Here is a 26700-nt window from a genome sequence, read left to right as displayed (position 1 = left end):
AAGGAGATCCACGCCATCAGCGCCAACTGAGGTTGGCGCCCACCAGAGCAAAGGAGATCCACGCCCTCAGTGCCAACCAAGGTTGGCATCCACCAAGGCAGAGGCGGTCAGCCCTTCTTCTTCTTGGTCAGGGCGATCACGTCGCCCAGCAGCTGCAGCTGTTCGGTACTGGATGGCAGGTCGCGCTCCAGCTTCTCGATCTCCTCGCGGAAATCGGCCACGTCCTCGAAGCTGCGGTAGACCGAAGCGAAGCGCACATAGCCGACATGGTCGAGCTTGCGCAGTTCGTTCATGACGAACTCGCCGACCTTGATCGAGGGCACTTCGCGCTCGCCGCTGATGCGCAGCTGGTGGACCACAGCGCGTACTGCCGCTTCGATCTTGTCTTCGGCCACCGCACGCTTCTGCAGCGCGCGGTCGAAGCCAGCACGCACCTTGCGCTGGTCGAACGCTTCGCGGGTGCCATCGCTCTTGACGATGGCCGGCAGCTTCAGCTCGACTGTTTCCATGGTGCTGAAGCGCTCGCCGCAGGCTTCGCATTCACGCCGACGGCGGATCGTCGCGCCGTCTTCAGAGACGCGCGAGTCGATGACCCGGGTATCGGCATGTTGGCAGAAGGGGCAATGCATGGAACGCCTGGCTCAGGGAAGTACCTATTGCCACGGTCATGGCAGCGTCGCAAAGGTACCTGAGAAGGGGCCCGGCAGCAAATGCTGTCTGCGCGGAAGTGCCTGCATTTCGGTCGAACCGAGCCTTCAGCGCGGTCAGCGCTGCGCGTTCAAGCGAGTGCCGGCGGCGCCGAGGCCGCGCGCGCCCAACGCAACCACACCAGGTGCCCTGCCATCACCAGCAGCGGCGGGCCAAAGCCGAGGAAGGCCAATGTAGAGATTTCCCCGTGCTTGAAGGTGAAGTACAGCGTGGCCGCAACGACGCCCAACGCGGCCAGCGCCCCCACCCCCAGCCCTACCCAGGCAACAACCGGGGAGTGCCGCAGGCCGGTGACACCGCGCCACAGGAACAGGCCGCTCAGCCACAACCACGACAGCAGGCCGATGATTCCGGCCGACGACCACAGCAGCAACAGCCAGTGCTCGTCGCCCGTCAGATACTTGCCGTCCCATACGACCATCAACCCCAGCACGGCACCCGTGCCGCCTGCCGCCACGGCGGGCAGGCCCACCAGCAGGCCGGCGATCGCCATCCAGCGTTTGTGCAGACGCTCATCCATGCGTTCGATCTCCTTCCATGGGCCACGTCATCCGCGGCGTTTGATCCACAGCAGCATCGTAGCCGGCACCAGCATCGACGGGCCCAACAGCAACAAGCCGATGCCTTCGGCATGCACGGCGATGCCCCACCACAGCGCCAGCCCCAGCGGGGGCAAGGCGGCGAGACCGCCTGCCAGCAGCATCCACCACCAGAGGCGGTGCACGTGCAGCCCGGCACGCCCCTGCATCAGAAAACCCGCGCTGAGCCACAACCAGGCCAGGCAGCCGGCAATGCCGGCCAGGCCCCACAGCGGCATCAGGGTCACCGAGGCCAGCGTGCCATGACCGAACTGGCCCAGCCCCGTCAGCAGCAGCATCGTCGCTGCGGCACCGCCCACCACCAGGCTGGGCAGGCCAAACAGCACCGCCAGCGCGGTGTACAGGTACTTGAGGCGGCGCTCATCCATTCGGGCCTACTCCTCTGACCGCGCCGGACCGGATGGCTCGCCCATGGCTTCAGCACGCAGCCGCAGGAGGATCAACGTACCGGTGGGCACCAACAGGGACGGCCCGGCGAACAGCCCGCTGAGCACGGACGAACCCAGCTCGGCGAAGTAATACAGCGCCATCGCCAGCAAGGGCAGGCCTGCCAGCACGCCCAGGCCCAACAGCAGCCACCAGCGGCGTGATGCCATGTGCAGCCCGCGTGCACCATCGCGCAGCCAGACGATGCTGAGTGCGACCCAGGCCACGAGGCCGGCGATCGCGCACGATCCCCACGCGAGCATGCCGGCGGCAAACCACAGGTTGTCCGCGTCCAGCGAGACCAGCCCGATCACGCCCATGACCACGGCGATGCAGGCGCCGGCACCGCCGAAGAACAGGCTGGGCAGGCCGAACAGCACCGCCAGTGCGATGTACAGGTACTTGAGGCGGCGCTCATCCATGCGCGGGATTCCTGATGACGGGGTCAGAGCCCTTCCCTGCGGGAAGGGATCCGCCCCCTGCGTCGATTGGGTGGCGGGGTCGGATCCCTTTCCGCCAGGAAAGGGCTCTGACCCCCCTCTCCGATCAGCCGTAGACCGGGTACTTGCGGCACTGCGCGCTGACGGCATCGCGCACGCGGGCAATGACGGCGTCATCGTTCGGCGCGTCGAGCACGTCGGCGATCCAGTTGGCCAGGTCCACGCAGTCCTGTTCGACGTAGCCACGGGTGGTCACCGCCGGGGTGCCCAGGCGCAGGCCCGAGGTCACGAACGGCGAACGCGGGTCGTTCGGCACCGAGTTCTTGTTGACGGTGATGTGGGCCTTGCCCAGCGCCGCTTCCGCGTCCTTGCCGGACACGTCCTTGCCGATCATGTCGACCAGCATCAGGTGGTTCTGGGTGCCGCCGGAGACGATCTTGTAGCCACGCTCGATCAGCGTATTGGCCATCGCCTGGGCGTTCTTCACCACCTGCTGCTGGTAGGCCTTGAAGCCCGGTTCCAGCGCTTCCTTGAAGGCCACGGCCTTGCCGGCGATGACGTGCATCAGCGGACCGCCCTGGATGCCCGGGAACACGATCGACTGCAGCTTCTTGACCAGGTCTTCGTCGGCGCCCTTGGCGACGATGATGCCGCCACGCGGGCCGCGCAGGGTCTTGTGGGTGGTGGAGGTGACCACGTGGGCGTGTTCCAGCGGGCTCGGGTAGACGCCTGCAGCCACCAGACCGGCAACGTGGGCCATGTCGACGAACAGGTAGGCACCGACCTTGTCGGCGATGGCGCGGAAGCGCGCCCAGTCGATCACCTGCGAGTAGGCCGAGAAGCCGGCCACGACCATCTTCGGCTTGTGCTCCAGGGCCAGGCGCTCGACTTCGTCGTAATCGATCAGGCCCTGATCGTTCACGCCGTACTGCACGGCGTTGAACAGCTTGCCCGAGGCGTTGACCTTGGCGCCGTGGGTGAGGTGGCCGCCGTGGGCCAGGCTCATGCCGAGGATGGTGTCACCCGGCTGCAGCAGGGCGAAGTACACGGCCTGGTTGGCCTGCGAACCGCTGTGCGGCTGCACGTTCGCGTAGTCGGCGCCGAACAGCTGCTTCAGGCGGTCGATCGCCAGCTGCTCGGCGATGTCCACGTATTCGCAGCCACCGTAGTAGCGCTTGCCCGGGTAGCCTTCGGCGTACTTGTTGGTCAGCTGGCTGCCCTGGGCTTCCATCACCGCCGGGCTGGTGTAGTTCTCGCTGGCGATCAGCTCGACGTGGTCTTCCTGGCGCTGGGTTTCAGCGGCGATGGCCTTGGCCAGTTCGGGATCGTAGGATTCGATGCGGACGTCACGCGGGAACATCGGGTACTCCAGCAGGCAGGGAAAAGGGGTACGGCTCAGCCCTCGATTGTAGCCCCGCACTGGCCCGCTGGGGCCGAAACGGACGGGGCCGGCATTCCCGAAGGAATCCGGCCCCGTATGGTTTCGAGGGATGTTGTGGGGTCAGACCCCTTTCCGATGGAAAGGGGTCCGACCCCGGCCGCGATCCTCAGCGGCTGCTGAGCACGTACTGGGCGATCACACCGGTGGCGATGGCCACCAGCAGCATGTTGCCGCGGTCATCGCGGATCCACTGGTGCCCGTAGGGCGGGCGACGCAGGTTGTAGCGCGGGTAGTCGTTCACCACGTAGATCGGGCCGCGGTAGTAGTCGCGATAGCGGTGGCCGACCTTCCAGCCATAGCCCGGGCCGTAGGCCGGACGATAGACCACGCGCGGCGGTGCCGGGCGGTAATAGCGGTCATGGTCGCGATGCCAGTCGCGACGGTCGCGTTCCCAGTCGCGACGGGCCTCGCGGCGGTCGCGCTCCCAGTCGCGGCGCTCCTGGCGCCACTCACGGCGATCCTCGCGCCATTCACGGCGGTCGTGGTCGCGGCGATGGTCGTTGTCGGCGAATGCCGGGGCCACGGCGCCCAGTGCCAGCACAGAGGCCACGGCACTGGCCATTACTCGATTGATGCGCATGTCAGACCTCTGCTTGGTGGGTGGTGAGCCCATATTGCGCAACCGATCTGAACCGTTTCCGGCTGGAAACGCTTCCCGCTGCAGGACTGTGACCGAGTATTCAGGCGATAGCCAGCCCGGCGGCGCCTCCCGGGAGCGGCCCGGAACCGGTTCCGGCTATAATTGGCGGTATTCCATTTCAGTCTGTGCCCGCTGCCGCAACGGGATCTACCCGTGACGGGTCGGGCGCAGGGCCGCGCCTACGGAGACCGCATGTCCTCGCAATACATCTACACCATGAACCGCGTGTCCAAGGTGGTCCCGCCCAAGCGGCAGATCATCAAGGACATCTCGCTGTCCTTCTTCCCGGGCGCGAAGATCGGCCTGCTGGGCCTGAACGGCGCCGGCAAGTCCACCGTGCTGAAGATCATGGCCGGCGTGGACACCGATTTCGAGGGCGAGGCCCGCCCGCAGCCGGGCATCAAGGTCGGTTACCTGGCGCAGGAACCGGAACTGGACCCGACCAAGACCGTGCGTGAAGCGGTCGAGGAAGGCGTGGGCGAAGTGCTGCAGGCCCAGGCCGCGCTGGAAGCGGTGTACGCCGCCTACGCCGAGGAAGGCGCCGACTTCGACGCGCTGGCCAAGGAACAGGAGCGCCTGGAGGCGATCCTGGCCGCTGGCGACGCACACACGCTGGAAAACCAGCTGGACGTGGCCGCCGACGCGCTGCGCCTGCCGCCGTGGGATGCCATCGTCGGCAAGCTGTCAGGTGGTGAAAAGCGCCGCGTGGCCCTGTGCCGCCTGCTGCTGCAGAAGCCGGACATGCTGCTGCTCGACGAACCGACCAACCACCTCGACGCCGAGTCGGTGGAATGGCTGGAACAGTTCCTGGCGCGCTACACCGGCACCGTGGTGGCCGTCACCCACGATCGCTACTTCCTGGACAACGCCGCCGAGTGGATCCTGGAACTGGACCGCGGCCGCGGCATTCCGTGGAAGGGCAACTACACCGACTGGCTGACCCAGAAGGACGAGCGCCTGAAGCAGGAAGACAACCAGGAAAAGGCCCGCCAGAAGGCGATCCAGAAGGAACTGGAGTGGTCGCGCCAGAACGCCAAGGGCGGCCGCACCAAGGGCAAGGCCCGTCTGGCCCGCCTGGAAGAGCTGCAGTCGGTCGATTACCAGAAGCGCAACGAGACCAACGAAATCTTCATCCCGCCGGGCGAGCGCCTGGGCAATGCGGTGATGGAGTTCAAGAACGTCTCCAAGAAGTTCGGCGACCGCCTGCTGTTCGACAACCTGAGCTTCCTGGTGCCGGCCGGTGCCATCGTCGGCATCATCGGCCCGAACGGTGCCGGTAAGTCGACCCTGTTCAAGATGATCACCGGCCAGGAAAAGCCGGATACCGGCGAGATCGTGGTCGGCCCGACCGTGAAGCTGTCCTACGTGGACCAGAGCCGCGACGCGCTGGAAGGCAACCACAACGTCTTCCAGGAAATCGCTGGCGGCCTGGACATCCTCAACATCAACGGCATCGAGATCCAGTCGCGCGCCTACATCGGCCGCTTCAACTTCAAGGGCCAGGACCAGCAGAAGATGGTCGGTTCGCTGTCCGGTGGTGAGCGTGGCCGCCTGCACATGGCCAAGACCCTGCTGCAGGGTGGCAACGTGCTGCTGCTCGACGAACCGTCCAACGACCTGGACATCGAAACCCTGCGTGCGCTGGAAGATGCGCTGCTGGAGTTCCCGGGCAACACCTTCGTCATTTCGCACGACCGCTGGTTCCTGGATCGCATTGCGACCCACATCCTGGCGTTCGAAGGCGACTCGCACGTGGAGTTCTTCCAGGGCAACTACCGCGAGTACGAAGAAGACAAGCGCCGCCGCATGGGCGACGACGCCGCGCCGAAGCGCCTGCGCTTCAAGGCGCTGAAGTAAGGCAACCGGAAAGGCCGCGCTCGCGCGGCCTTTCTCCTTTTTGCAATGTGTACCGACCATGCATGCCGGCCAGCGGCCGGCATCTACCCATGAGCGACCCCATGTCCCTGTTCGAGCGCCTGTTCCAGCTGCAGCAGCACGGCACCACCGTGCGCACCGAGCTGCTGGCCGGTGTCACCACCTTCCTGACGATGTCCTACATCGTCTTCGTGAACCCCGAGATCCTCGGCACCACCGGCATGGATGCGGGTGCGGTGTTCGTGGCCACCTGCCTGGCCGCCGCACTGGGTTCGGCAGTGATGGCGCTGGCCGCCAACTTCCCGGTCGGCATGGCGCCCGGCATGGGCCTGAACGCGTTCTTCGCCTTCACCGTGGTCGGCGCCGCCGGCCTGCCGTGGCAGCAGGCACTGGGTGCGGTGTTCATCTCAGGCCTGGTGTTCCTGGTGCTGTCGCTGACCGGAGTACGCGCGTGGCTGGTATCGGGTATTCCCTCATCGCTGCGCTCGGCCATCGTGGCCGGCATCGGCCTGTTCCTGGCGATCATCGCGCTGCAGAAGTCGGGCGTGATCGTCGGCAATGAAGACACGCTGGTGGCACTGGGCCCGTTGAACACGGCGCCGCCGCTGCTGGCACTGGCCGGCTTCCTGCTGATCGCGGTGCTGGAAGCGCGCCGCATCCGCGGTGCGATCCTGATCGGCATCCTGGCCGTGACCGGCGCTGGCTGGGCATTGGGCGACGTGCAGTACCAGGGTCTGGTCTCGCTGCCGCCGAGCCTTGCACCCACCTTCCTGCAGCTGGACCTGCCGGGCCTGCTGCACCATGACGGCGGCGCACCCATCGCAGTACTTCTGCAGGTGGTGCTGGTGTTCGTGCTGGTGGAGGTGTTCGATGCCACCGGCACGCTGTACGGCGTGGTCGGCCGTGCCGGCCTGCTGAAGCTGCCGGGCGCGCAGAAGCGTTTCGGCCGCGCGCTGCTGGCCGACAGCACCGCCATCGTGGCGGGTTCGATGCTGGGCACCAGCAGCACCACCGCCTTCGCTGAAAGCGCCTCGGGCGTGCAGGTAGGCGGCCGTACCGGCCTGACCGCGCTGGTGGTGTCGGCGCTGTTTCTGGCAGCGCTGCTGTTCTCGCCGCTGGCGTCGATGGTGCCCAGCTATGCCACCGCGCCGGCCCTGTTGTTCGTGGCCGGCCTGATGCTGCGCGAACTGGTGGAAGTGGACTGGAGCGACCTGACCGAATCGGTGCCGGCGGCGCTGTGTGCGCTGGCGATGCCGTTCACCTACTCGATTGCCAACGGCCTGGCGTTCGGCTTCATTGCGTATGCCGCGCTGAAGGCCGGTACCGGGCGCTGGCGCGAAGTGCATCCGGCGGTGTGGCTGGTGGCGGTGCTGTTCACCCTGCGCTACGCGCTGGAATAAGCGGTAGGCGATGCCGGCCAGCGGCCGGCACTACCGGGTGGTGATTCACCTGCCACCTTGGGCGCGATGCCGGCCAGCGGCCGGCACTACCAGGCGCGGGGTTCACCCGCCACGCACGGCGCTCTGGGATGATGCAGGCATGGTTCGGCCCGACCTTCCCGCGGATCCGTCTTCGCCGTTGCGCCGCCGGCTGCTGCGCGCGGCGGTGCTGGCGCCGTTGGCCGCTACTTTCGCCACCCTGCCCGGCTGCTCGCTGCCGGTGCAGGTCGATGGCACCTTCCTGCAGCCGTGGCGCAGCCACCTGCAGTGGTGCCTGGCCGACTGGCAGCGATCCTTGAAGCTTGCGCATACGCTGGGCTGCCGTCAGCTGGTGCTGCAGTGGACTGGCATCGTCGGTGGCAGCGACGGCGACTGGTCGCTGCCCGACGGCAGCCTGCAGCAGCTGTTCACCGCGGCCAGCGAGAACGACATCCGCATCCGCGTCGGCCTGCCCTTCCAGCAACGCTGGTGGCAGGCGATCGGGGCCGACGATGCCACGCTGCAGGCGTTCCTGGCCGACAGCCTCGCGCATGCACGCAACTGGTTGGCACAGGCCCCCTGGGCGCAGCAGCCGGCCTTCGAGGGCTGGTACCTGCCCTACGAACTGGAGCAGTACCACTGGGCTGACCCGGCCCGCCAGCAGTGGCTGGCGCAATGGCTGCACCGGCTGGTGCAGGCCGCCAGCGCGCGCGGCGGCGACTGTGCGATTTCCTGCTACTTCAGCCGCCTGCAGACCGACGGCAACCTGGTCATGCTGTGGCAGGCGGTGCTGGCACAGGCCACGCTGCGGCCGATGGTGCAGGACGGCGTGGGCGTTGCCGGCGCTGGCAACGTGCAGCAGCTGCAACCGCTGCTCGATCATTTCCACGCACACGGCATCGGTTTCGATGCGATCGTTGAGTTGTTCCGCGAACTGCCTGGCGGTCCCGCCGACGGCAGCGGATTCAAGGGCGAAACGGCCGATGCCGCACGCGTCCAGCGGCAGTTGGCATGGGCACGCGCCAGCGGCGCACAGCACGTGCTGGTCTATGCGCTGGAGCCATGGCTGACCCAGGACACACCGCAGGCCGCCGCGCTGCGACGACGTTGGGGCCTGCCTCAGTAGTAGAGGATGGCGGTGGCGAACAGGCCCTTGGCGCGCTGCGTATCGCCGCCACCGATGGCGAAGCGGTACTGCACGGTCAGGTCCAGGTAGGAACGCGGCGTGTTGTAGTGGTCCTCGCGGAACCAGTAGCGCACGCCCACGCCTGGCCCTGCGCCGAGTGACCAGCTGCGCTGCGTATCGTTGAGCGCGAACGACTGCGCCGGGAACAGCGGGTAACGGATGTCGCGCACCCGCGAGCGCTGGTCCAGCCAGTCCGCCCCCACCACGACATACGGCGTGACCACCCAATGGGTCTGCCCGGCACCAAAGCGGAAGCTGCGGCCGGCGCGTAGTTCACCGGCAGCGAACCACTGTTCGCGATGCAGGCGCCCGTTGGCATCGCCGATTCGACGCACCGGCGCGCCATTGGCATCGAGTGCATCGAGGGTGAAGTGCGCGCTGTTGTCATCCCAGGTATAGCCGCCCTGCGCGTAGCCGCTGACCATCCACCACCGGTTGACGTCGGTGCGCAGATCGGTGCCGTGGTAATAGCCATAGGTCAGGTAGGACATCCAGCCACCGGAACCGCTGGCCAAGCGGTAGCGGGCCAGCGTGCTGGCTTCCAGTGGCGGGTTCCGGGCCAACTGCAGGCGGCACTGCACGGCCGCCGAGGCGGGGTAGACCTCGCCCTGGCGGGTTGCGCTGCCGAGGAACTGGCGGCGCTCGAGGCCGGCGCTCAGGCCGGTCTGGCCGAAGGCGTAGCGCATGCCGAACGAAGCGATGGTGGACGGCCAGCCGGTGGTGGAACGCGAATGGCTGAGGCGTTCGGCGCGTGCACGCGCATCCGGCGTTGATTCGCCGGTGCACGGGTCCACCGCGCGGATCGATTCGTAAGTGCCACCCTCGTCGTACAGCGTGTTGAGCAGGCGTGCGTAGAGTTCCAGCGTGCCATGCTGGTCGTTGAAGGCCGGGGGCCGCCAGAACGCCTCCAGCGTGCTGAACACCGAATCGCCCGGCGTGCTGATCGCTGCACCGCCGACATTGGTCGCCGCCTGGCGCGCACCACGGAAACCCGCCGAGGCGATCACGCCCCACTCGCGCGAGTAATTGGCGATGGCATTGCGCACGTTGTAGCGTTGGCGCTCATCCAGTGGCAGCTCACCGGCATCGGTGCGATCAATGGCGCTACGCAGCAGCGTCACCGCCTGTGGATGGTCACCGTTGGCTGCGCTGGCGTAGGCCTGGTCGAGCACTACGCTTTTCGGTGCCCTGCCGGTGGCCTCGGCGGCCCGGAAGTCGGCCAGTGCGCGCGCCGGCTCATGGGCCTTCTGGTTGAGGTAGCCGCGCTGCATCAGCGCCCCCGCGTCATCAGGGTGCTGTGCCAGTGCCGCATCCAGGCGCTGCCGCGCTTCATCCTGCTGGGCACGGTTGCCCGCCGCCAGCGTGGTGGTCAGCAGGCCTTGCAGGTTCGCGTCGTCCGGCGCGAGTTGCACGGCCTGCCGTGCCTCACCGATGGCATCGGCGTAATCCTGGCGCGCATAGGCAGCGTAGGCACGCTGTGCGGCACCACCATCGCCCTGCAGGTCGGCCGGCATCAGCTCGCAGACGCTGCCGCTGTCAACGGACTGGCAGTGCTGGACTGGTGCCAGGTACGCTTCGGCACCGATGCGGGGAAGCTCGCGACTGGAGCGGATCGCCCGGCTGCGTTGCTCGATGCCCTGCTGCAAAAGCTGCTGTGACCGTGCATCGCCTTCACCTGCCGGTACCGCCGCCTGCAACGGTGCCAGCAGTGCAGCTGCGCGCAACCGATCGCCTGCGGCCAGCGCCGCATCCACCGCCAGCAGGCGCACGTTGCGCTGCTGCATTGCTGACCCCGGCGCAGCGAGTGCGGTGTCGAAGTCCTCATTGGCGAGCACGGTATTGCCCTGGCGCTGGCGCAGGTAGCCGCGCATCACCCGTGCATTGAGATCCTGGCCGTCGGCCTGCAACGCCTGGTCGGCACTGCGCTCAGCGTCGGCCAGCTGATCGCCCTGCAGCTGCGCGGTGATCAGCAGCAACCGGTATGAAGCAACGTCGGGGGCCAGCTCCACGGCAGCGTGCGCCTGCTCAATGGCGGCGGCATTCTCGCCTGCAGACAGCGATTGATAGGCCTGCTGGGCCAGCAGCAGCGCGCGTTGGCGGCCCAGTGCCACCCGCCGCGCGCGCAACTCCTCGACGTTCGGTGCGCCCAGCTGCAGCGCGGTACCGATGGCGGCGTCGGCCTGTCCGGGCTGTTGCTGTGCCTCCAGCGCCGCCACCCACAGCAGCGCCCATGCGCCCTGTTGCGGCTGCTGCCGGAACGCCTGCTCGGCCTTGCTGGCGGCGACGCCCATCTGGCCGGCGTCGTAGGCCGCATAGGCTTCGGTTGCCAGCATATAGGCCTGCCGGCTATTGCGGTCGGTCACCGTTGCGGGTGCACGCGGTACCGCTCCGGTACGCGCCGCACCTGTGCTCGTCCTGGGCGCAGCGGCCAGCGCCGGCAAGGCCGGATCCTTCAACCCCGCATCCAGTGCACGACGTGCCTGCTGCTGCGCCTCGGCACCCCGCCCCAGTTTCTGCAGCGCATAGATCTGCAGCAGGCGCAGCCGCACCACGTCCGGGCGCAACCGGATCGCTTCGCTGGACTGCCGGTAGGCCGCGGGGTAATCGCCACGTTCATAGGCGGCAAACGCCTGCTCGGCGATGCGGTAGGCGGCACCGGACAATGGCAGTGGTGCATCGGTCTGTGCCAGCACCGGCGCGGCGGCCGTGGCCAATGCCACGGTGATGACAGTGGACAGCAGCGTGGTCTTCATGCCGGCAAGGCTCCGGGCGGCGGTGACTGCAGCGTGGCCGCACGCCGGCGCTGCTCCTGCATGGCCTGGGCCACGGCCTCTTCAGTGGTGATGCCCTGCTTGACCAGGTAGTCGCCAATGCGGCCGTCGCGCTGCGGCATGTAGTCGTCCAGTGCGATCTCGAAGCGTGCGTGATCGATCAGGCGCATTTCCACCAGCAGATCGCCCAGCAGGGGCACGTTGTCCAGCTGCCATTGCCGGTCGCCACCGATCAGCCGCAGGCCGGCGTTGATCTCGCTTTCGCGGGCGATGCTCTGTTCAATGTGGTTGCTGCGCGTTTCCTGCTTCAGCAGGGCCAACGCGTCTTCGGGCAGCGGGCTGGCCACGGCCAGCCGCAGGGTGCCTTCCTGGCGCGGCGGCAGCGGCAGCATGCGCCATTGCACGCAGGCATCGGCACTGATCGGGAACTGGCAGGCGCGCAGGTAGTCCACGTCGATAACCGCGCGTGGCAGGTCACCCTGGAAGGCGATGGCCTCGGCCAGCGTTTCATCATCCAACCAGCCCTGGGTGAGCAGGATGCGGCCCAGCGGTTGCTGGCGGCCTGCCTGCTGCTGCTCCAGCGCCTGCTGCAGGCGTTCGGGTTCCACCGCCTGCCAGGTGGTCAACAGCTCACCGAGCTGCTTGCGGGTCTGCACCAGCTGCGCCGCATCGGGGAAGTCGTGCATGGTCTTGTCCCAGACCATGCGCTTGCCGAACAGCAGGTAGGCCAGGAACACCTTCCAGGCACGGGCGGTGGCCATGAAATTGATCATGTTGCCGACCACCATGCGCGGGATGGACATCAGCGCGTGCTCCCAGCCGTACAACCGGTTGACGAAGTAGAAGCGCTGCACGACCCGGGTCGCCAGCGCTGCGGTGGTCAGCAGCGCGACATTCATCTGCCAGGTACCGGCCTGGAACACGCTGGGAAACTGCATCGTCCACAGCCCGGTCATCTTCAACAGCCAGAACAGCAGCAGTTGCAGGAAGATGATGTAGGCGACGATGCTGACGAACGAGGTGATGATGCCTTTTCGGTCACGCGCCAGCAGGTACTTGGTGGCCAGCGAGCCACGCCAGCCCAGCGACTCCCAGCTCTGCAGGCCGATGCCCAGCACCCAGCGCGCCTTCTGCCGGTACGACGCGCGGAAGTTGTCGGGGAAGTACTCGCGCACGCACAGCGCCATCTGCTGGGTGCGCTCGCGCACCGGCCCCCAGCCGAACCAGGATGGGCGGCGCACGCGGAACTGCACGGGGAAGCGGGCGAAGATCGACTGCATGCCCATGGCTGCCAGCCTCGCACCGACGTCGTAATCCTCGGTGAGGCTGTCGGTGTTGAAAGGCTGGTTGTCGGTCTGCGCGCTCAATGCCAGCAGCGCGCGCCGCGAGAAACAGGTACCAACACCGGCCGACGGCACCATGCCGGACACGCTCTCGCGCACCACCAGATCCTTGGCGTGCCATTCGGCGAACTCGTCCATGTAGACGCCGGCCACCAGTTCGTACCACTCGCGGTCCAGCGAGGTGACCGGCAGCTGGATCATGTCCTTGCGCGGCAGCAGGTAGTTGTAGAAGCGCAGTTCCATCGGGTGCAGCACGTCCTCGCTGTCGTGCAGGATCACGCCGGCGAACTCGATGTCGTGGCGCTTCTCGTAATCGAAGATCGCCAGGATCAGCCAGTTCAGGCAGTCGGCCTTGCTGGTCGGCCCGTCGTGCGGCACTTCAACGCGGCGCAGGCGCTTGTAGCGGCGGCGCATGCGCTCGACTTCATCGATGGTCTGCTGGTCGTTGGGATAGGTGCCGACGAACACGACGTACTCGCGGTAGTCGAGCACGTTGATCATGTTTTCCACCATCTGCGCTATGACGTCGTACTCCATCCACGCCGGCACCATGATTGCCAGGGGCTGTTGCGGCCGCTGCATCAGGTCTTCCTGGGTCAGCGGCCGGTACGCTTCGCGGCGCTTGATGGTGAGCGCGCGCCAACTCTCGCGCACCCAGTACCAGACGTCGATGAACAGATCATCGAGGCTGGAGATCAGGATCAGCACGGCCACCGCCGCCGCCGTGGTTTCCAGGACGGCGTAGTAGTTGGCCAGCTGGATGTTCCAGAACAGACCGTCCACGGTGGATCAGTGCCCTGTGTTGGCGGACTTGCGGCGGCGCACCTGGGTGACGCGGGCGGCCAGCAGCGCGAACACGATCACGCCGACCAGCAGCAGCAACCAGACCATGTGCCGTTCCCACTTTGATTGTGGATTGCCATCCTGGGCAACTCGGCCCCCGTAAGGATCCTGGCGATCGAACTCGCGCACGGCATCACTGCCGTCGAGCACCGCCAGATCACCGCGCAGCAGCCGGAACGGTGCGCCGAACGACGGTGCCTGTGCACCCAGATCGCTGTACAGCACGCCAAGCTGGCCGCCGGAGGTGCCGACCTGCACCACCGCGGCGCGATCCAGGCCGCTGACATCCAGCAGCGGCTGAGGCTTCCCGCCGATCAGCAGGTGGCCGTCCTTCAGGCCGGCCACATCGACACCCGACGGCGCCACACCGAAAGCCAGCCACGGCACACCCGGGCTGACCGCCGCACCGGCATCGACCACCTTCAGCTCCGACGCCTCCGGTGACGCGCCCACTGCACTGGCCACGGCGATGACCTTACCCAGTGAGGTCGGCGCGTCCTGCAGCCACGTAGCGGGCACGAACATCTGGTTGCCGCGTGACAGCTGGCTGCTGGCACCGACGAAGTCACTGCCCAGCGAACGTTTGGCCAGGGTCAGGTGGCTGCTGGGCAGGATCGAGACCGGATACGCGGTGGCCGGATCGTGGCAATAGGGGCGTGCCGGCTGGCGCAGGAAGCTGACGCGGATCTCGTTGCGTGCCGACAGCGCGTAGGCCGGCACCTTGGCCACCAGCCGCTGCGGCTGGCCGTTGGCCGACAGCACCTTGCCGCCCAGCAGGTAATCGTTGAAATGGATCGTGGCCACCGCGCCCTGCCCGGCCGCATTGGGGGCCGCCGAGACGTCGATCACCACCTCCTCGGGCAGGCGCCCATCGGCCGACAACGCGCCGAGGTCGAAGCTGGCGCTGCGGTCCGCGCGGGTCACGACATCCACCGTGCCGGCGATGTTGCCGAGTCGACTCAGCAGCACCTGGTCACCGTCCAGCTTCGGCGTGCCCGCTGCGCTGACCTGCAGGCTTCGGCCCAGTGCATAGCTGCGCCACTGTTCGGCGAACAACCCGGCGACCTTGCCCGCCGCCGGCGGATCGACCACCAGCGTCGGACGGCCGGCAACGGCCACCACGCTGACCGAGGCGGTGGCCGCGGGCTTTTCCAGGCCGCCCATGTCGGTACCGCGCCACGCGGCGAACGCCGTGCCCGCGTCAGCGCCAGCGGTGGCAACCTGTGCGGCCAGCGCATCCAGTGCCGTGCGCACGCCAGCGCGCAATGCGTCGCTGCCGATCATCACATCGGCAGCCAGCGGCCCACTGTCACGCAGCGACAGCAGTGCCCCCACTTCGGCCAGATCCTTGATCGCATGCGCGCGCTCGCCTGCGGCCAACGCGGCATAAGCGGGCACCCCCTGCAGGCTGGCCGGGATGCTGATGCCGGTCAGGTCGACGCTGTCACCGACCTTGGGCAGCGCCAGCACCTGCACCTGCTTGCCACCGGCCTGCAGGGCCGTGCCAATGCGCCAGGCCGCGTCGTAGATGGGGGCCTGCAGCGCCTTGCCGTCCACCAGCAGGCGCACCTGCGGGGGCAGCGCGCCCCAGGCCTTGGCCACGGTGTCCACGGCGCGGCCGTCGAAGCGGTAGCTGAAGCGCGAGTCCGGCGACAGCCGCAGCACGTTGGCCGGCGCGCTCTGGTCGGCACATTGGTAGTCGGACACGATCGACCACCAGCCGACGCCGACCCGCACGAAGCCGTTCTGGCGGGGTTCGCCATCGATGGCCAGCAGCTGGCTGGCGTCACCCTGTGCATCGGTGATCGAGCGTGCGGCGATCGGATCGCCATCGACCGACCACAGGCCGGACGTGCGCCCGGCATGGCCGCGCACGTAGCGCCCGTCCAGCTGCAGCTGCGCATCGCGGGTGGCGACACCGGCCGGCACCGGCAGGTAGATCTCGCGCTGGCTCTCCTGCCCGCTGAGCACCAGCGGTTGGCGGAAACCGAGTTCGCGCAGGGTCATCTGCCGGCTGACCGTGCTGTCACCGCTCCACTCGGCGAACTGGCCGGCGACGCTGTCGGCGGCATGGACACTGCCAACCACGCCCGACAGGACGAACGCGGCGGCGGATGCAAACAGGGGAGAGCGGCCGGTCTGGGTCATGGCGTCACTTCGCGTGGATGGGGGTGGACGGCGCCGCTGCTGCGGAGGCCGGGCGAGAATTCGGGAAGCGGCGTGCCACGCAGGGCGGCGACGATGCGCGCGCTGGCACGGCCATCGCCGTAGGGGCTGGCGCCGGGATCGAAGCGGGTCGGGTGCGGTGGTTGTGCCAGTGCCGCATTGACAGCTTCGACAATGCGCGAGGGCGCGGTGCCGACCAGCGTCACCACACCGGCCTCGACCGCCTCCGGGCGTTCGGTGACGTCGCGCATGACCAGTACCGGCTTGGCCAGCGCCGGTGCCTCTTCCTGCACGCCACCGGAGTCGGTGAGGATGACGTCGGCGCGCTGCATCAGCCGCACGAAGCGCAGGTAGTCCTGCGGCGGCACCAGGTGCACGTTGTCGAGATGGCCGAGGTGGGCGTTGACCGGGCCCTGCACGTTCGGATTGAGATGCACCGGGTACAGCACCTGCAGGTCCGGCCGCCGGGCCAGTTCAGCCAGCGCACGGCAGATGTCCTCGAAGCCCTGCCCGAAGCTCTCGCGGCGGTGGCCGGTGACCAGCAGCAGGCGACGATCGGGGTCAAGCATGTGGAAGGGTTCGTCAGCCCGCGCACGCAGCGCCGGGTCGGCATCCAGGCGCTCTACGGTCTGCTGCAGGGCATCGATGACGGTGTTGCCGGTGACCAGGATCTGCCCGCCCAGGTGTTCACCGGCCAGGTTGGCGCGCGAGCTGGGCGTGGGCGCGTACAACTGGTCGCCGACCACATCGATCACCCGCCGGTTCATTTCCTCCGGCCACGGCCGGTTGATGTCACCGGTGCGCAGTCCGGCCTCGACATGACCGATCGGAATCCGGTGATGGAACGCGGCCAGCGCGGCGGTCATCGCCGTGGTGGTATCGCCGTGCACCAGCACCCGGTCCGGACGGACCTGCGTGTACAGCGCGTCAAGCCGTTCGAACAGCCTGGAACACAGGCCATTGAGGGTCTGGTTGGGCACCATGACATCCAGGTCATGGTCGGCGGTGATCTCGAACAGCGACATCACCTGGTCCAGCATCGCCCGGTGCTGGCCGGTGATGCAGACCACCGATTCGATGTCCGCAGCCTCGGCCAGAGCCCGCACCAGCGGCCCCATCTTGATCGCTTCCGGTCGCGTGCCGAACACCGACAGGACCTTCACCGCAGCGCTCCGGCGGACCGACGCGGGGGAATGCCAGGAGCTGTAGCCACGTCTGGATCCTTTCGGCGTTCCCGTCCAATACCCGCAGGCAGGAGACGGTCACCTCATGAGGAAACTCCAAAATCGCGACGTACATCACATTCGAATGATGGTACGCGCGTCGTGGCATTGATCTTCATCGTTGGAAGATCAAGACGCAGTCAACGCCGCCCGTGTCACGGGCGACGTTGCGGTGGAACGCAGCAGTGGCTGCGGCCTGGGGCCGCCTTACTCGTACTGGATGGTGAAGGTGGCCTGGCCGTTCGCGACACCGGCACCGACCGTGCCGGCCTGGGTCTGCACATAGCGGGCGCGCAGCGGCAAGGTCATCGTGCTGGTGCCGGGGGTGGTGGTACCGACATTGACGGTCTGGCCGAAGCGCACTTCGCGCTCGGTGGTGCCATCGCGCTGGACCATCTGGATGCCGATGCGGGTGGCGCTGTTGGTGGCCGCACTGAGCTTCAGCACGCCCGGCATGTTCGAGCTGTCCTGATCGGCATCGAGGCGGATGCCGATCTTGCTCTGGTACTGCGCGACATTGCTGCCCTGGCAGTTCAGGCGGATCTCGAAATCGCGGTCAACGGCCTTGGAACCGACACCAGTAAAAGTGGTGTTGGGCACGCTGCCGAAATCGACGGCGATATTGCGGCTGCCGGCCTGCACTTCACAGGTCGGGCTGACCACGGTGGTGCCCGAGCCCTTGAAGGTCGAGGTCAGCACCGGCCGGCCAGGGCCATCGCCGTCGAAGTAGTACGTGGTGAAGCGGCCATTCGGCGCGATCACGCCGGAACCGGTCTGAGCGGCAGTCTTGATCAGCTGGATGCGGAAGCGACCGCCGTTCAGCGTGACGGTCGTGTAGCCGAAGGGAATCGAATGCGGGTAATAGACCTGGAACGTCCCTGCGTCTCGGAACAGCTTGATGCCAACGCCTGGGACATCGGTTTCAAAGGTGTCTGCAAATCCCGGTACCGGACGCCTCTGCGCCGCGTTGACATACTCGCCGCGCGAGTAGCCGCCGTTCCAGTCACAGCTGGCGACCCGGTCACGCTGGTTGATCGATTCGCTGATTTCCTTGATCACGCCACCGACCGGCGTGCTGGGCAGGATCACGATCTGCCCCATGTCCATGGTGACGTCCTGCGCAACGAAACCGTTGATCTGGATGCGGCAGGCCGCACTGGCCTGCTGTGCCAGCAACACACCGCCCAGCAATGCGAGGCCGGTGAATGCCTTGCGGCCACGGGAAGAGATCATCGGCATGTTGCCTCCAGCGGAATGAAGCCGGTCTTGGACGCATCGGCGCCCGCCGGAACCTGGTAATCGACGGTGCAGCGCTGGTCGGCGCCGGCGCCCCACTCCACCAGCAGGCGGCCCTGGTTCTTTTCACTGCGCACGTACAGGCGGCCACCCTGGCTGACCATGCCCACCGGCTGGCCCTGCTCATCCTTGACCTGCGCACCGAACGGCATGGTGCGGCCATCCGGGTTGCGTACCTGGATCAGCAGCGCGTTGCCCTTGCGGGTATCGAAGCGTAGGTAGCTGATGGCACCGGCGAACGGCGCGATCGACTGGCTGGTGCTTTCCAGCTCGACGTCGTGGGCCATGCCCTGCGGGTCGAGGGTGACGGTGTTGAGGCGGTACGGGGAAACGTACGGGACCACCGCGTAGCCGCGGCCATCGACGCGCAGGCCCGGGGCGTTGCTGACGATCGCATCGCGTGCGCCCGGCGCTTCCACCAGCACCATGGTGTCGCCACGCTGCGGGGTGAAGGTGAAGCCGCCCGGATGCACGACCACGCTGCCGTTGGCACCGACCGAAGCCTGGCGGAAATCACGCGAGTGGCTGTAGGTCGCGTTCAACGCGGAGTAGCGGCTGCGGTACTCGGCGTTGCCGACCGCGGTGGTGCCACCTTCGCGGGAATCGGACAGCGCCACGCCGTAGCTGAAGTTGTTGTCGACACCGGCCGAACCGGTGATGCCGACGCGGCTGTTGTCGTAGCCACCGCGGTCGCGCACGCCGAGATCGGCGCTGAACGACACCGGGTGGGAACCACGACCCAGCGGCACGCTCATCGACAACAGGTACTGGGTGTCGGAACGGCCCAGCACGCCCTCTTCGGTGCGCAGCGCAGAGAAGCCGTAGTTCACCGAGCGCCAGGCATTGTTGTAGCCCACCTGGTACTGCTTGGAGGTGCCGGAACGGTCGTAGAAGTCACGCACCGAACCGGTCACGTACAGCGCGCCGCCGCGACGGCCCAGCGGCTGGTTCAGCGTTACCTGGAACTGGCTGCGCTGGCGGCCACGGGTGGTCGGATCGATGCCGCGCTTGTCCGAATCACGGCCGTACAGCGCGTCCTGCAGGCTGTAGAAGCCTTCGGTCGAATAGCGGTAGGCGGCCAGCGTCAGGTTGGTCCCGGTCTCGCCGATCATGTTGCTGTAGCTCAAGCGCACGCTGGCACCGGTGTGGTTGCCGTAGTGATCGAACGAGGTACGCGCATGGGTGACGTCGGCAGCGAATGCGCCGACCGGCGTGGACAGGCCGACGCCGTACAGCAGCGACAGGTAGCCATCGCTCAGTGCACTGCCACCGTACAGGGTCAGCTGGTTGCCGATACCGCGCTGGTAGGTGCCCTGCACCAGCCACGGCTCATCGGCCAGCAGCTTGTTGCGCACCTGGCCGGCCGTCAGCGAGTAACGCGACACGCCTTCGCGCAGCATCTGCGGCACCGAACCGAACGGCACCTTGAATTCGCGGCGGCGGCCATCGGCCTCGATCACGCTCACTTCCAGATCACCGCCGTAACCGGTCGGGTACAGGTCGTCGATGACGAAGCTGCCCGGCGACACGGTGGAGGAGTAGATCAGCTGCTCGTTCTGGCGCACTTCGATGCGCGCGTTGGTCTCGGCGATGCCGCGCACGACCGGCGCGTAACCGCGCAGCGAATCGGGCAGCATGCGGTCGTCGCTGGCCAGGCTGGCACCGCGGTAACCGATCGAATCGAACAGTTCACCGGTGGTGTAGGCCTCACCGATGGTGAGCATGCCGCGCACCTGCGGAATGCCGCGCTGCGCATAGGTGGCGATGCTCTGCCAATGGCGGCCGTCGCCCTCGGACCAGGTCAGGTTCGAATCGTGGCGGAACTGCCAGCCACCCAGGTTCATGCCGGCGTTGAGGCCGAGGTAGGCACTGCGGTTGCGCTGGCCACCTTCGACGCGACTGTCGCTGTCGATGGCATTGAAGCTGTAGCCGACGAAACCGGCATTGATGCCACGGTCCCACAGCGCCGGGTTGACGTAGCCACGCGCCTCGCGGCGCAGGAACACCTGCGGGATGCTCAGGTCGTAGCGCAGGTTGCCGCTGTCATAGACACCATAGGCGTTGGCCATGCGCTGCTGGACCGGCACGCAGCTGGTCTTGTCGGTGGGCACGGACGGATCCTGCTGCAGCAGCACGGCCTCGCTGTCCACGCCCATTTCTTCCAGCATCGGCAGCGGCAGGCAGGCGCCGACACGGCCCTGCGCATCGGCCTTGAACTGCAGATCGCGACGGCCCTGCCAGGCACCGTTGACGTACACGTCGACACGATAGTTGCCGGCCACCATCGGGTTGCCGTTGCTGAAGGCCGCCAGGTCGACCTGCTTGGCCTGGCCAGACAGGAAGCTGGAGTTGAACTGGGCCGATTCCGGTGCACGCGCATTGGCCGCACCACTCTGCGCCATCAGCGCCTGTTCGCCGAGATTGGCCGGGGCAGCCAGCGCCCATCCTGGGCAGGCCACGCCAGCAACCAACAGGCAAAGCGCCTGATGGATCGACAATGTCAATCTGTTTCCGATCACACTGACATTCCTTCAATTCGCCGCACAGCGGCGGTGGCGGGATGCGCAGGCCAGGGGCCGGCGCGGCGCGTTCAGCCCCCGGTGCTGCCGAGGCGGATGGTGTGTTCCACCCGGCCGCCGTAGTCGTTGATGGTGATGAAGCGGACCTGGTCGGTGCCCGCCGGTGCGGCGAACTCCAGGCTCTGCTTCGGCGCGACCATCGCGCCCTTGTCCTCGACGGCCTTTTCACTGCTGCCGGTCACGGCATGTACTTCGGCCAGAGTGACGTGGAAGGGGCTCGGGTTTTCCACCCGCAGGCGGTCGCCATTGCGGGTCCAGCGCAGCGCTGCCGGTGCATCGTTGGCGACGCCCTTCAGGCCCTGCGGCCGGTAGAAAAGCTTCAGGCGCGAACGAAACGCGACCTGCAGGTAATTCTGTTCGCCGCTGTCAGCGTTGTCCGGGGACGGCGGCACATCCAGCACGTTGAGCCAGAACAGCGACTCGCGGTCGGTCGGCAGCTGCCCGCCGGAGAAGATCAGTCGCAGCGCCTGGCTGCGGCCCGGCTCGACACGCGCGATCGGCGGCGTCAGTACGAACGGGGCATCGCTGGTATCGGCGGTCTGGTTGGCGTCGCCGCTGTCGATCCAGGCCTGCACCAGCGCCGGCGAATCGCCCACGTTGTCGACCTGCACGGTGACTTCGCGCGCCTGCGCCGGATAGATCACTCGCGTGCCATTGACCACCACGCCGGCCAGAGCGTTCTGGCAGAAGGGCAGCGTGAACGCTGCCAGCAGCAGCGCCCGGGGAAAGAATGCTTTCATCGGAAGTACTACGCTCGAGGTATGTGGCCAGGGGCCGCGATGCACGGGCCGGCGCGTACGCCGGCCAGTGCGGGTACGGCTACGATCAGTTGTAGATGATCGTGTACTTGACGCTGCTGGTGACGTCGCCCGGGGTGGCGGCGGCAGTGGCGTAGTACTCAGCGTAGTAGTTCAGGTCGGCCGAGCCGTCGGTGCCGACGGTGACCCACTGCGAGTTGGTCTGGGCCAGGCCAGCGCCGGCAGCCTTGATCGGCAGGACCTGGTTGTTCGAGCCCAGCAGCTGCAGCTGCACGTTGGTGGCAGCGTTGGCCGAGGCCTGGTTCAGCAGGCGGCCGGTGTTGAAGTCGACGGTCGAACCCGGCTCGAAGTAGGTCGCGACGTTGCCGGCGCTGCACTTGGTCAGGTTGATGGCGAACGGGGTACGACCGGCAACGGCACCGGCGGTGGCCAGGGTGTTCTTGGACACGGTCGGCAGGTTGACGGCGAAGTCCTTGCCGCCCGGGGTCGAGATGGTGCAGGTCTTGTCGGTGACCTTGCCGTTGAAGGTGATGGTGCCGTCGGCGGCGTTGGCGGCCAGCGGAGCGGCAGCCAGCATCAGAGCGGCAATGAGGTTGATCTTGTGCATTCGCTTTTACCTAACCCTACTGAAGAGATGAGAAGTAGAGGAGGAAGCAAGGAGCACTGCCGGGCTATCAAGACCCATCCTTGCGTCTCACCTGTGGCCGGACTCGGACATACCTTCCCCTGAATCCGTGACGCAAGTATAGGCACAACTGTGATGAAAGTCTCATTATTTTTCTGAACGCCAATTCATTGACGCCTCAAATGTGACGTGTTAGGCGAAATCATGGTTGGGGGAGCGCAAGGAATTTGACGGTGGCCGGATCAGGCCACAAACGACCCTGCATGACGCACCTGGCGGCGCATTCGGCATGCGCGGAAACAGGCCTTTTTAAGGTGGAAATCACCTTATTTGATGCGCATCACTCTTTGTTGGTGATGGCCCTAGCAGATTCGGAATCGTCCTATTAAAGACGGATCGAACCTGTCGCTAACTAGGACACACCGAACCAGAGAACGTGTCATGAGAACCTCCCTTCTGCTGTGCGTGGCCCTGATGTCCGTCAGTGCGCTGGCCCAGGCCAGCAGCGGCAGCATTCGCTTCAGCGGCCGTATCGCCGAGCCGGGCTGCATGACCAACCTGTCCCAGGGCGAGCTGAGCCTGGCGGCCTGCCCGCCGTCGGCCAAGGGCTCGACGGTGGCTGTGACGGCGCTGGCCGATGGCCAGGCCGCGACGCTGCGCGACGGCAAGCGCCAGGGGCAGAAGCTGTCGGTGTCGGCCAGCGCGATGCGCGCCGGCGATATCGCCTTCTCCGAGCGCTACAGCGTGCAGGCTTCGAAGCAGCAGCCGCTGCAGGGCGCCTACCTGGTGGTGGTCGACTACCTGTAAGCCGACGTGTTTACGCCGGCGGCAGCTCGAAGACCTGGCGCAGGTAGGCCAGGTAGCCGGGGTCGTCGCACATGCTCTTGCCCGGCGAATCGCTGAGCTTGGCCACCGGCTGGCCGTTGCAGCGGACCATCTTGATCACGATGTTCAGCGGCGTCGGACCCAGATCATTGGTCAGGTGGGTGCCAACGCCGAAGGCGACCTGGCAGCGACCACGGAAGTAGTCGTACAGGCGCATCACCTTGGCGATGTCGAGCCCATCGCTGAACACCAGCACCTTGGTGCGCGGATCCACCCGGCGCTGCTGGAAATGCGCCAGCATGCGGTCGCCCCAGTCGAACGGATCGCCCGAGTCGTGGCGCACGCCGTCGAACAGCTTGCAGAAATACATGTCGAAATCGCGCAGGAACGCATCCAGGCCGACCACGTCGGACAGCGCGATGCCGAGGTCGCCGCGGTACTCGCGTGCCCACGATTCCAGTGCCGCCACCTGCGAATCACGCAGGCGCGGGCCAAGTGCCTGGAATGCCTGCAGGTACTCATGGGCCATGGTGCCGTGCGGGGTCATGCCGTACAGGCGGGCGAAGTGCACGTTGCTGGTGCCGACCAGTTGCGGGCCGAGCGCATCGCGCAGCAGCGGCAGCAGGCGCGCATGCCAGTCACGCGAATAACGGCGGCGGCTGCCGTAGTCGGCAATGCGGCACTGTTCGAAACCGGGAGTATCACGCAGCAGCGCGGCCTTGGCCTGCAGCCGACGCTCGCCCTCGGCAAAGTCAGCGGTGGTGGTGTTGCGGAACCAGACTTCGTTGATGATCGCCAGCAGCGGGACTTCGAACAGGATGGTATGCAGCCACGGGCCAGTGATGTCCAGTTCGATTTCGCCGGGCACGGCCGTCGACGCGCGCAGCTGGATGTACTTGCGGTCCAGATGGAACAGGCCGAGGAAATCGGCGAAGTCGGGCTTCACGAAGCGCAGGCCGCGCATGTAGTCCAGTTCCGCGTCGCTGAAACGCAGGCTGCACAGGTGGTCGATCTCTTCGTCGATCTGGTCGATGTAATGGGCCAGGTCGATGCCGGGCGTGCGGCACTTGAACCGGTACTGCACCTGGGCACCGGGGTGCTGGTGGAGCACCGCCTGCATCATGGTGAACTTGTACAGGTCGGTGTCGAGCAGGGACTGGATGATAGGCATGAGGCGGATTATGCGCCCGGACGGGTGAACCGGGGTGGCCGCGGGCACGCTCGGCTCTCCGCGTGGGTAGATCCGCGCCATGCGTGGATGCAGGTTCGGCCCTACAACGACCTGCGCAACAGGCGCGGTACCAGCATCAGGGCGTGCGCCCAGATCGCGGCCCACACCGCCACGCGCACCGGCAGCGAACGCTGCTTCGCTTCGAACTTCTGGAAATAGCGCCACAGGCCCCGGTGCTTGTGCCATTCCACGAAGAACGGCCGCGAACGGCTGGAGACGCCACGAACGTGGACGACCTGCAGGTCATTGGCGATGGCCACCACCGCCCCCGCTTCGCGCGCGCGCCGGCACAAGTCCAGGTCTTCGGCGTGCAGGCGATAGCCGGCGTCCCAGCCACCGATGCGGTCGAACAGCGCACGCGGCATCAGCAGCAGCGCGCCAGACAACGCCGGCACCCGCTGCAGCGCCTGCTGCGGATCGCGCGGGACCGACAGCTTCGAGCCTTTGCCGGGCGAACGCAGCATCAACAGGAAATCCGGATCACGACGGCGCACGGCCTCGTCGGCATGGCCATGCTCGTCCAGCTGTTCGACACCCAGCAGGCAATCCCCCAACCGTTCGGCACGGCTGCGCAGCTCGGCCAGAGTATCGGGCTCGACCATCAGGTCCGGGTTGATGAAGGCCAGCCACGGGCTGTGCGAATCGGCCACCCCCTGGTTGTTTGCGGCGGCAAAGCCGGGATTGTCCGGATTGCCGACAAAACGCACGCGCGGGTCGTGGCTGGCATGGCGCTGCACGATATCCAGCGTGCCATCCATCGAGCCGTTGTCGATCACCCGGATTTCGGCCACGTCCCGCGCCTGGCGCAGGCGCGAGAGACAGGCATCGATGGTGCTGCCGCTCTGGTAGGTGACGACGATGGCGGCGATGGCAACATTCAAACGGGTGGCTCCGGCGCGGAAGGAACGAACAGGTCGCCCTGTTCCTTCGGCATTATCGCCTGCCGCATGCGCTGCTGCAGGTCGGCACGCAGCCCGTGCAGCGGGTCGTGCATCAGGAAGTCCGCCAACCTTGGCACCCAGCCCGGCCAGCGCGCAGCCAGCGCTTCAAGATCGCCGTCACGGCTGACCGCCTCCCCTGCCCGGCTGACGAAGGCGGTCTCGCACAGCACGTTGCGCCATCCCAGGCCGGCCATGCGCAGGCTCAGGTCCACCAGCGCCGCGTTCCAGCCGGCGTAGCTGTCCACGTCCAGGCCCCCGGCACGTCGACGCGCGTTGCCCCGCACCAGCACCGCATGGGTGACTGCGGACGGCAGCTCGGGGTGCAGGGTTGGCAATGTGGCACAGGTATGCGCCAGCAGGGCCGGATCATGGGGTTCGGGATTGATCTCGCCCAGCCTGGGCCACGCAGCGGTTTCGCCAGCATTGCACCACGGGGTTGCGGTGGCGATGGCGGCATCGCGGGCGAAGGTGTCCTGCAGCTGCTGCAGCCAGCCCGGCGCGGGCACGCTGTCCGGTGCCAGCACCGCCACGTCCATGCCATCGCAGGCGCGCAACATCTCGTCCAGGTGGGCCACCTCGCCCAGCGGCCGCGCGCGGCGGGTGTACTCGGCCTGCAGTGGCGTATGCGCCAACCAGTGTTCCACCACCGCCTGCGCGCGCGGCCCGGTCTGCGCATCGTCGGCCAACCAGACCGCCGTGCCCGGCGCGGTGCCGGCATCCAGTGCGGCCAGGCAGCGGTCGAGCGCGGCATCGTCCACGCACAGCGGCAACAACACGATCGCCCCCATCCCGCCTCCGTGGTTGTCGTTAGCCACAGCCTAGCACCGGGAGGGTATCGGCCGGGTTGCACCCGGCACCGGCACCGGCAGAGGCCAGAGCCAGAGCCGAAGCAACAGCCGGAGCAAAAGCTGGGTTCCTGGGGGATGGCGGGGTGGGTCCGGTTGCGGGGGACGCTGCAAGTAAGTCCATGTAAGCTCGGTCGCCGCATCCATGCGGCTCACGCCCCCACAACCGGACCCACCCCGCCTTCGACAGTTTTCCGCGATCTGTCGGGCATTGCCTTCTGTAGAGCCGAGCCATGCTCGGCTCAGATGTTTCAGATCTCGAAATATTCGATTTCGATGGAGAGTCATCCACGCATGGCGTGGATCGTGTCGACCAAGGTCGACACCTACCAACAGCAGCAGGCAACTGTCGAAGGCGGGGCACTGTGGGTTTGCGGGGTGTGAGCCGCATGGATGCGGCGACCAAGCCTTATCTGATGAAAATCTGTCAGCGTAGGTGTCGAGAGCCGGCGTGGGCCGCCGTACGAGCCTGGATCTCGACGATCGCCATGTAGCTTGGCGCCCACGCCGGAATCTCCCTT

Annotated in this window: 21 protein-coding genes; 4 read left to right on the top strand and 17 right to left on the bottom strand. The window is 66.9% G+C overall.

Annotated elements, in window-relative coordinates; genetic code table 11:
- Positions 1-107: 107 nt before the first annotated feature.
- The 6 genes from nrdR to AC5P67_RS11310 all read right to left on the bottom strand — a co-directional run bounded on the left by nrdR (position 108) and on the right by AC5P67_RS11310 (position 4194).
- Positions 108-629 (bottom strand): transcriptional regulator NrdR, encoded by a 522-nt coding sequence (nrdR, locus tag AC5P67_RS11335; RefSeq protein WP_004143350.1) that lies wholly within the window; start codon positions 627-629, stop codon positions 108-110.
- 149 nt (positions 630-778) lie between these two features.
- Complete coding sequence (locus tag AC5P67_RS11330) at positions 779-1228, bottom strand: hypothetical protein (protein WP_043033823.1); 450 nt, start codon at positions 1226-1228, stop codon at positions 779-781.
- 27 nt (positions 1229-1255) lie between these two features.
- Positions 1256-1675: a hypothetical protein gene (locus AC5P67_RS11325; protein WP_043033824.1), complete on the bottom strand. Its 420-nt coding sequence runs from the start codon at positions 1673-1675 to the stop codon at positions 1256-1258.
- Between the two features lie 6 nt (positions 1676-1681).
- Positions 1682-2155 carry a hypothetical protein gene (locus tag AC5P67_RS11320; RefSeq protein ID WP_043033825.1) on the bottom strand — a complete coding sequence of 158 codons (474 nt, stop codon included), beginning with the start codon at positions 2153-2155 and terminating at the stop codon, positions 1682-1684.
- A 124-nt stretch (positions 2156-2279) separates the two neighbouring features.
- Positions 2280-3533: a serine hydroxymethyltransferase gene (gene glyA, locus AC5P67_RS11315; protein WP_005408051.1), complete on the bottom strand. Its 1254-nt coding sequence runs from the start codon at positions 3531-3533 to the stop codon at positions 2280-2282.
- A 187-nt stretch (positions 3534-3720) separates the two neighbouring features.
- A complete protein-coding gene (locus AC5P67_RS11310) occupies positions 3721-4194 on the bottom strand; it encodes an RcnB family protein (RefSeq protein ID WP_012479128.1) in 474 nt (157 codons plus the stop codon).
- Between the two features lie 252 nt (positions 4195-4446).
- Between AC5P67_RS11310 and ettA the strand changes: the two genes are divergently transcribed.
- The 3 genes from ettA (at position 4447) to AC5P67_RS11295 (ending at position 8673) form a co-directional block, all read left to right on the top strand.
- Positions 4447-6111, top strand: coding sequence for an energy-dependent translational throttle protein EttA (gene ettA / locus AC5P67_RS11305; protein WP_005408049.1), 1665 nt, complete (start codon positions 4447-4449; stop codon positions 6109-6111).
- A 101-nt stretch (positions 6112-6212) separates the two neighbouring features.
- Positions 6213-7529, top strand: coding sequence for an NCS2 family permease (locus tag AC5P67_RS11300; protein ID WP_024957255.1), 1317 nt, complete (start codon positions 6213-6215; stop codon positions 7527-7529).
- A gap of 139 nt (positions 7530-7668) precedes the next feature.
- Entirely contained in the window at positions 7669-8673 is a 1005-nt protein-coding gene (locus tag AC5P67_RS11295) for a DUF4434 domain-containing protein (protein WP_062607816.1), read from the top strand.
- Here the strand turns inward: AC5P67_RS11295 and AC5P67_RS11290 are convergent.
- From AC5P67_RS11290 to AC5P67_RS11255, 8 genes are all read right to left on the bottom strand, one after another.
- A complete protein-coding gene (locus AC5P67_RS11290; protein ID WP_062607818.1) occupies positions 8667-11486 on the bottom strand; it encodes an NfrA family protein in 2820 nt (939 codons plus the stop codon). The genes AC5P67_RS11295 and AC5P67_RS11290 overlap by 7 nt on opposite strands.
- On the bottom strand, positions 11483-13630 hold the full coding sequence (locus tag AC5P67_RS11285) for a glycosyl transferase family protein (protein WP_197614418.1): 2148 nt from the start codon (positions 13628-13630) through the stop codon (positions 11483-11485). Before AC5P67_RS11285 ends, AC5P67_RS11290 begins: the two co-directional genes overlap by 4 nt.
- Positions 13631-13636: 6 nt before the next feature.
- Entirely contained in the window at positions 13637-15838 is a 2202-nt protein-coding gene (locus tag AC5P67_RS11280) for a cellulose biosynthesis cyclic di-GMP-binding regulatory protein BcsB (protein WP_087802816.1), read from the bottom strand.
- Positions 15835-17019 carry a non-hydrolyzing UDP-N-acetylglucosamine 2-epimerase gene (gene wecB / locus AC5P67_RS11275; protein ID WP_087802818.1) on the bottom strand — a complete coding sequence of 395 codons (1185 nt, stop codon included), beginning with the start codon at positions 17017-17019 and terminating at the stop codon, positions 15835-15837. The genes AC5P67_RS11280 and wecB overlap by 4 nt, the downstream gene beginning before the upstream one ends.
- A 267-nt stretch (positions 17020-17286) precedes the next feature.
- Positions 17287-18318 (bottom strand): fimbrial protein, encoded by a 1032-nt coding sequence (locus AC5P67_RS11270; RefSeq protein ID WP_099484705.1) that lies wholly within the window; start codon positions 18316-18318, stop codon positions 17287-17289.
- Positions 18309-20873 carry a fimbria/pilus outer membrane usher protein gene (locus AC5P67_RS11265; RefSeq protein ID WP_338091947.1) on the bottom strand — a complete coding sequence of 855 codons (2565 nt, stop codon included), beginning with the start codon at positions 20871-20873 and terminating at the stop codon, positions 18309-18311. The genes AC5P67_RS11270 and AC5P67_RS11265 overlap by 10 nt, the downstream gene beginning before the upstream one ends.
- 92 nt (positions 20874-20965) lie before the next feature.
- Complete coding sequence (locus tag AC5P67_RS11260) at positions 20966-21694, bottom strand: fimbrial biogenesis chaperone (protein WP_495214702.1); 729 nt, start codon at positions 21692-21694, stop codon at positions 20966-20968.
- A gap of 85 nt (positions 21695-21779) precedes the next feature.
- Positions 21780-22319, bottom strand: coding sequence for a fimbrial protein (locus AC5P67_RS11255; RefSeq protein ID WP_005408038.1), 540 nt, complete (start codon positions 22317-22319; stop codon positions 21780-21782).
- Between the two features lie 459 nt (positions 22320-22778).
- Here AC5P67_RS11255 and AC5P67_RS11250 point away from each other — a divergent pair, with 459 nt between their 5' ends.
- Positions 22779-23144, top strand: coding sequence for a hypothetical protein (locus tag AC5P67_RS11250; protein ID WP_005408037.1), 366 nt, complete (start codon positions 22779-22781; stop codon positions 23142-23144).
- 10 nt (positions 23145-23154) lie between these two features.
- Here AC5P67_RS11250 and pncB read toward each other — a convergent pair whose 3' ends face one another.
- The 3 genes from pncB to AC5P67_RS11235 all read right to left on the bottom strand — a co-directional run bounded on the left by pncB (position 23155) and on the right by AC5P67_RS11235 (position 26122).
- Positions 23155-24333 carry a nicotinate phosphoribosyltransferase gene (gene pncB, locus AC5P67_RS11245; protein WP_021203170.1) on the bottom strand — a complete coding sequence of 393 codons (1179 nt, stop codon included), beginning with the start codon at positions 24331-24333 and terminating at the stop codon, positions 23155-23157.
- 101 nt (positions 24334-24434) lie between these two features.
- Entirely contained in the window at positions 24435-25274 is an 840-nt protein-coding gene (locus tag AC5P67_RS11240; RefSeq protein WP_241889348.1) for a glycosyltransferase family 2 protein, read from the bottom strand.
- A complete protein-coding gene (locus tag AC5P67_RS11235; protein ID WP_005412209.1) occupies positions 25271-26122 on the bottom strand; it encodes a glycosyltransferase family 2 protein in 852 nt (283 codons plus the stop codon). The genes AC5P67_RS11240 and AC5P67_RS11235 overlap by 4 nt, the downstream gene beginning before the upstream one ends.
- Positions 26123-26700: the final 578 nt, after the last annotated feature.

The sequence above is a fragment of the Stenotrophomonas sp. YJH_SMC_21 genome (assembly GCF_059369555.1).
The sequence above is the reverse complement of the archived record's forward strand: the minus strand, read 5'-3'. Positions and strand labels throughout refer to the sequence as shown.

Coding starts and splice junctions, on each gene's coding strand:
- nrdR (WP_004143350.1), bottom strand. CDS start 629: ATGCATTGCCCCTTCTGCCAACATGCCGATACCCGGGTCATCGACTCG.
- AC5P67_RS11330 (WP_043033823.1), bottom strand. CDS start 1,228: ATGGATGAGCGTCTGCACAAACGCTGGATGGCGATCGCCGGCCTGCTG.
- AC5P67_RS11325 (WP_043033824.1), bottom strand. CDS start 1,675: ATGGATGAGCGCCGCCTCAAGTACCTGTACACCGCGCTGGCGGTGCTG.
- AC5P67_RS11320 (WP_043033825.1), bottom strand. CDS start 2,155: ATGGATGAGCGCCGCCTCAAGTACCTGTACATCGCACTGGCGGTGCTG.
- glyA (WP_005408051.1), bottom strand. CDS start 3,533: ATGTTCCCGCGTGACGTCCGCATCGAATCCTACGATCCCGAACTGGCC.
- AC5P67_RS11310 (WP_012479128.1), bottom strand. CDS start 4,194: ATGCGCATCAATCGAGTAATGGCCAGTGCCGTGGCCTCTGTGCTGGCA.
- ettA (WP_005408049.1), top strand. CDS start 4,447: ATGTCCTCGCAATACATCTACACCATGAACCGCGTGTCCAAGGTGGTC.
- AC5P67_RS11300 (WP_024957255.1), top strand. CDS start 6,213: ATGTCCCTGTTCGAGCGCCTGTTCCAGCTGCAGCAGCACGGCACCACC.
- AC5P67_RS11295 (WP_062607816.1), top strand. CDS start 7,669: ATGGTTCGGCCCGACCTTCCCGCGGATCCGTCTTCGCCGTTGCGCCGC.
- AC5P67_RS11290 (WP_062607818.1), bottom strand. CDS start 11,486: ATGAAGACCACGCTGCTGTCCACTGTCATCACCGTGGCATTGGCCACG.
- AC5P67_RS11280 (WP_087802816.1), bottom strand. CDS start 15,838: ATGACCCAGACCGGCCGCTCTCCCCTGTTTGCATCCGCCGCCGCGTTC.
- AC5P67_RS11270 (WP_099484705.1), bottom strand. CDS start 18,318: ATGCCGATGATCTCTTCCCGTGGCCGCAAGGCATTCACCGGCCTCGCA.
- AC5P67_RS11260 (WP_495214702.1), bottom strand. CDS start 21,694: ATGAAAGCATTCTTTCCCCGGGCGCTGCTGCTGGCAGCGTTCACGCTG.
- AC5P67_RS11255 (WP_005408038.1), bottom strand. CDS start 22,319: ATGCACAAGATCAACCTCATTGCCGCTCTGATGCTGGCTGCCGCTCCG.
- AC5P67_RS11250 (WP_005408037.1), top strand. CDS start 22,779: ATGAGAACCTCCCTTCTGCTGTGCGTGGCCCTGATGTCCGTCAGTGCG.
- pncB (WP_021203170.1), bottom strand. CDS start 24,333: ATGCCTATCATCCAGTCCCTGCTCGACACCGACCTGTACAAGTTCACC.
- AC5P67_RS11235 (WP_005412209.1), bottom strand. CDS start 26,122: ATGGGGGCGATCGTGTTGTTGCCGCTGTGCGTGGACGATGCCGCGCTC.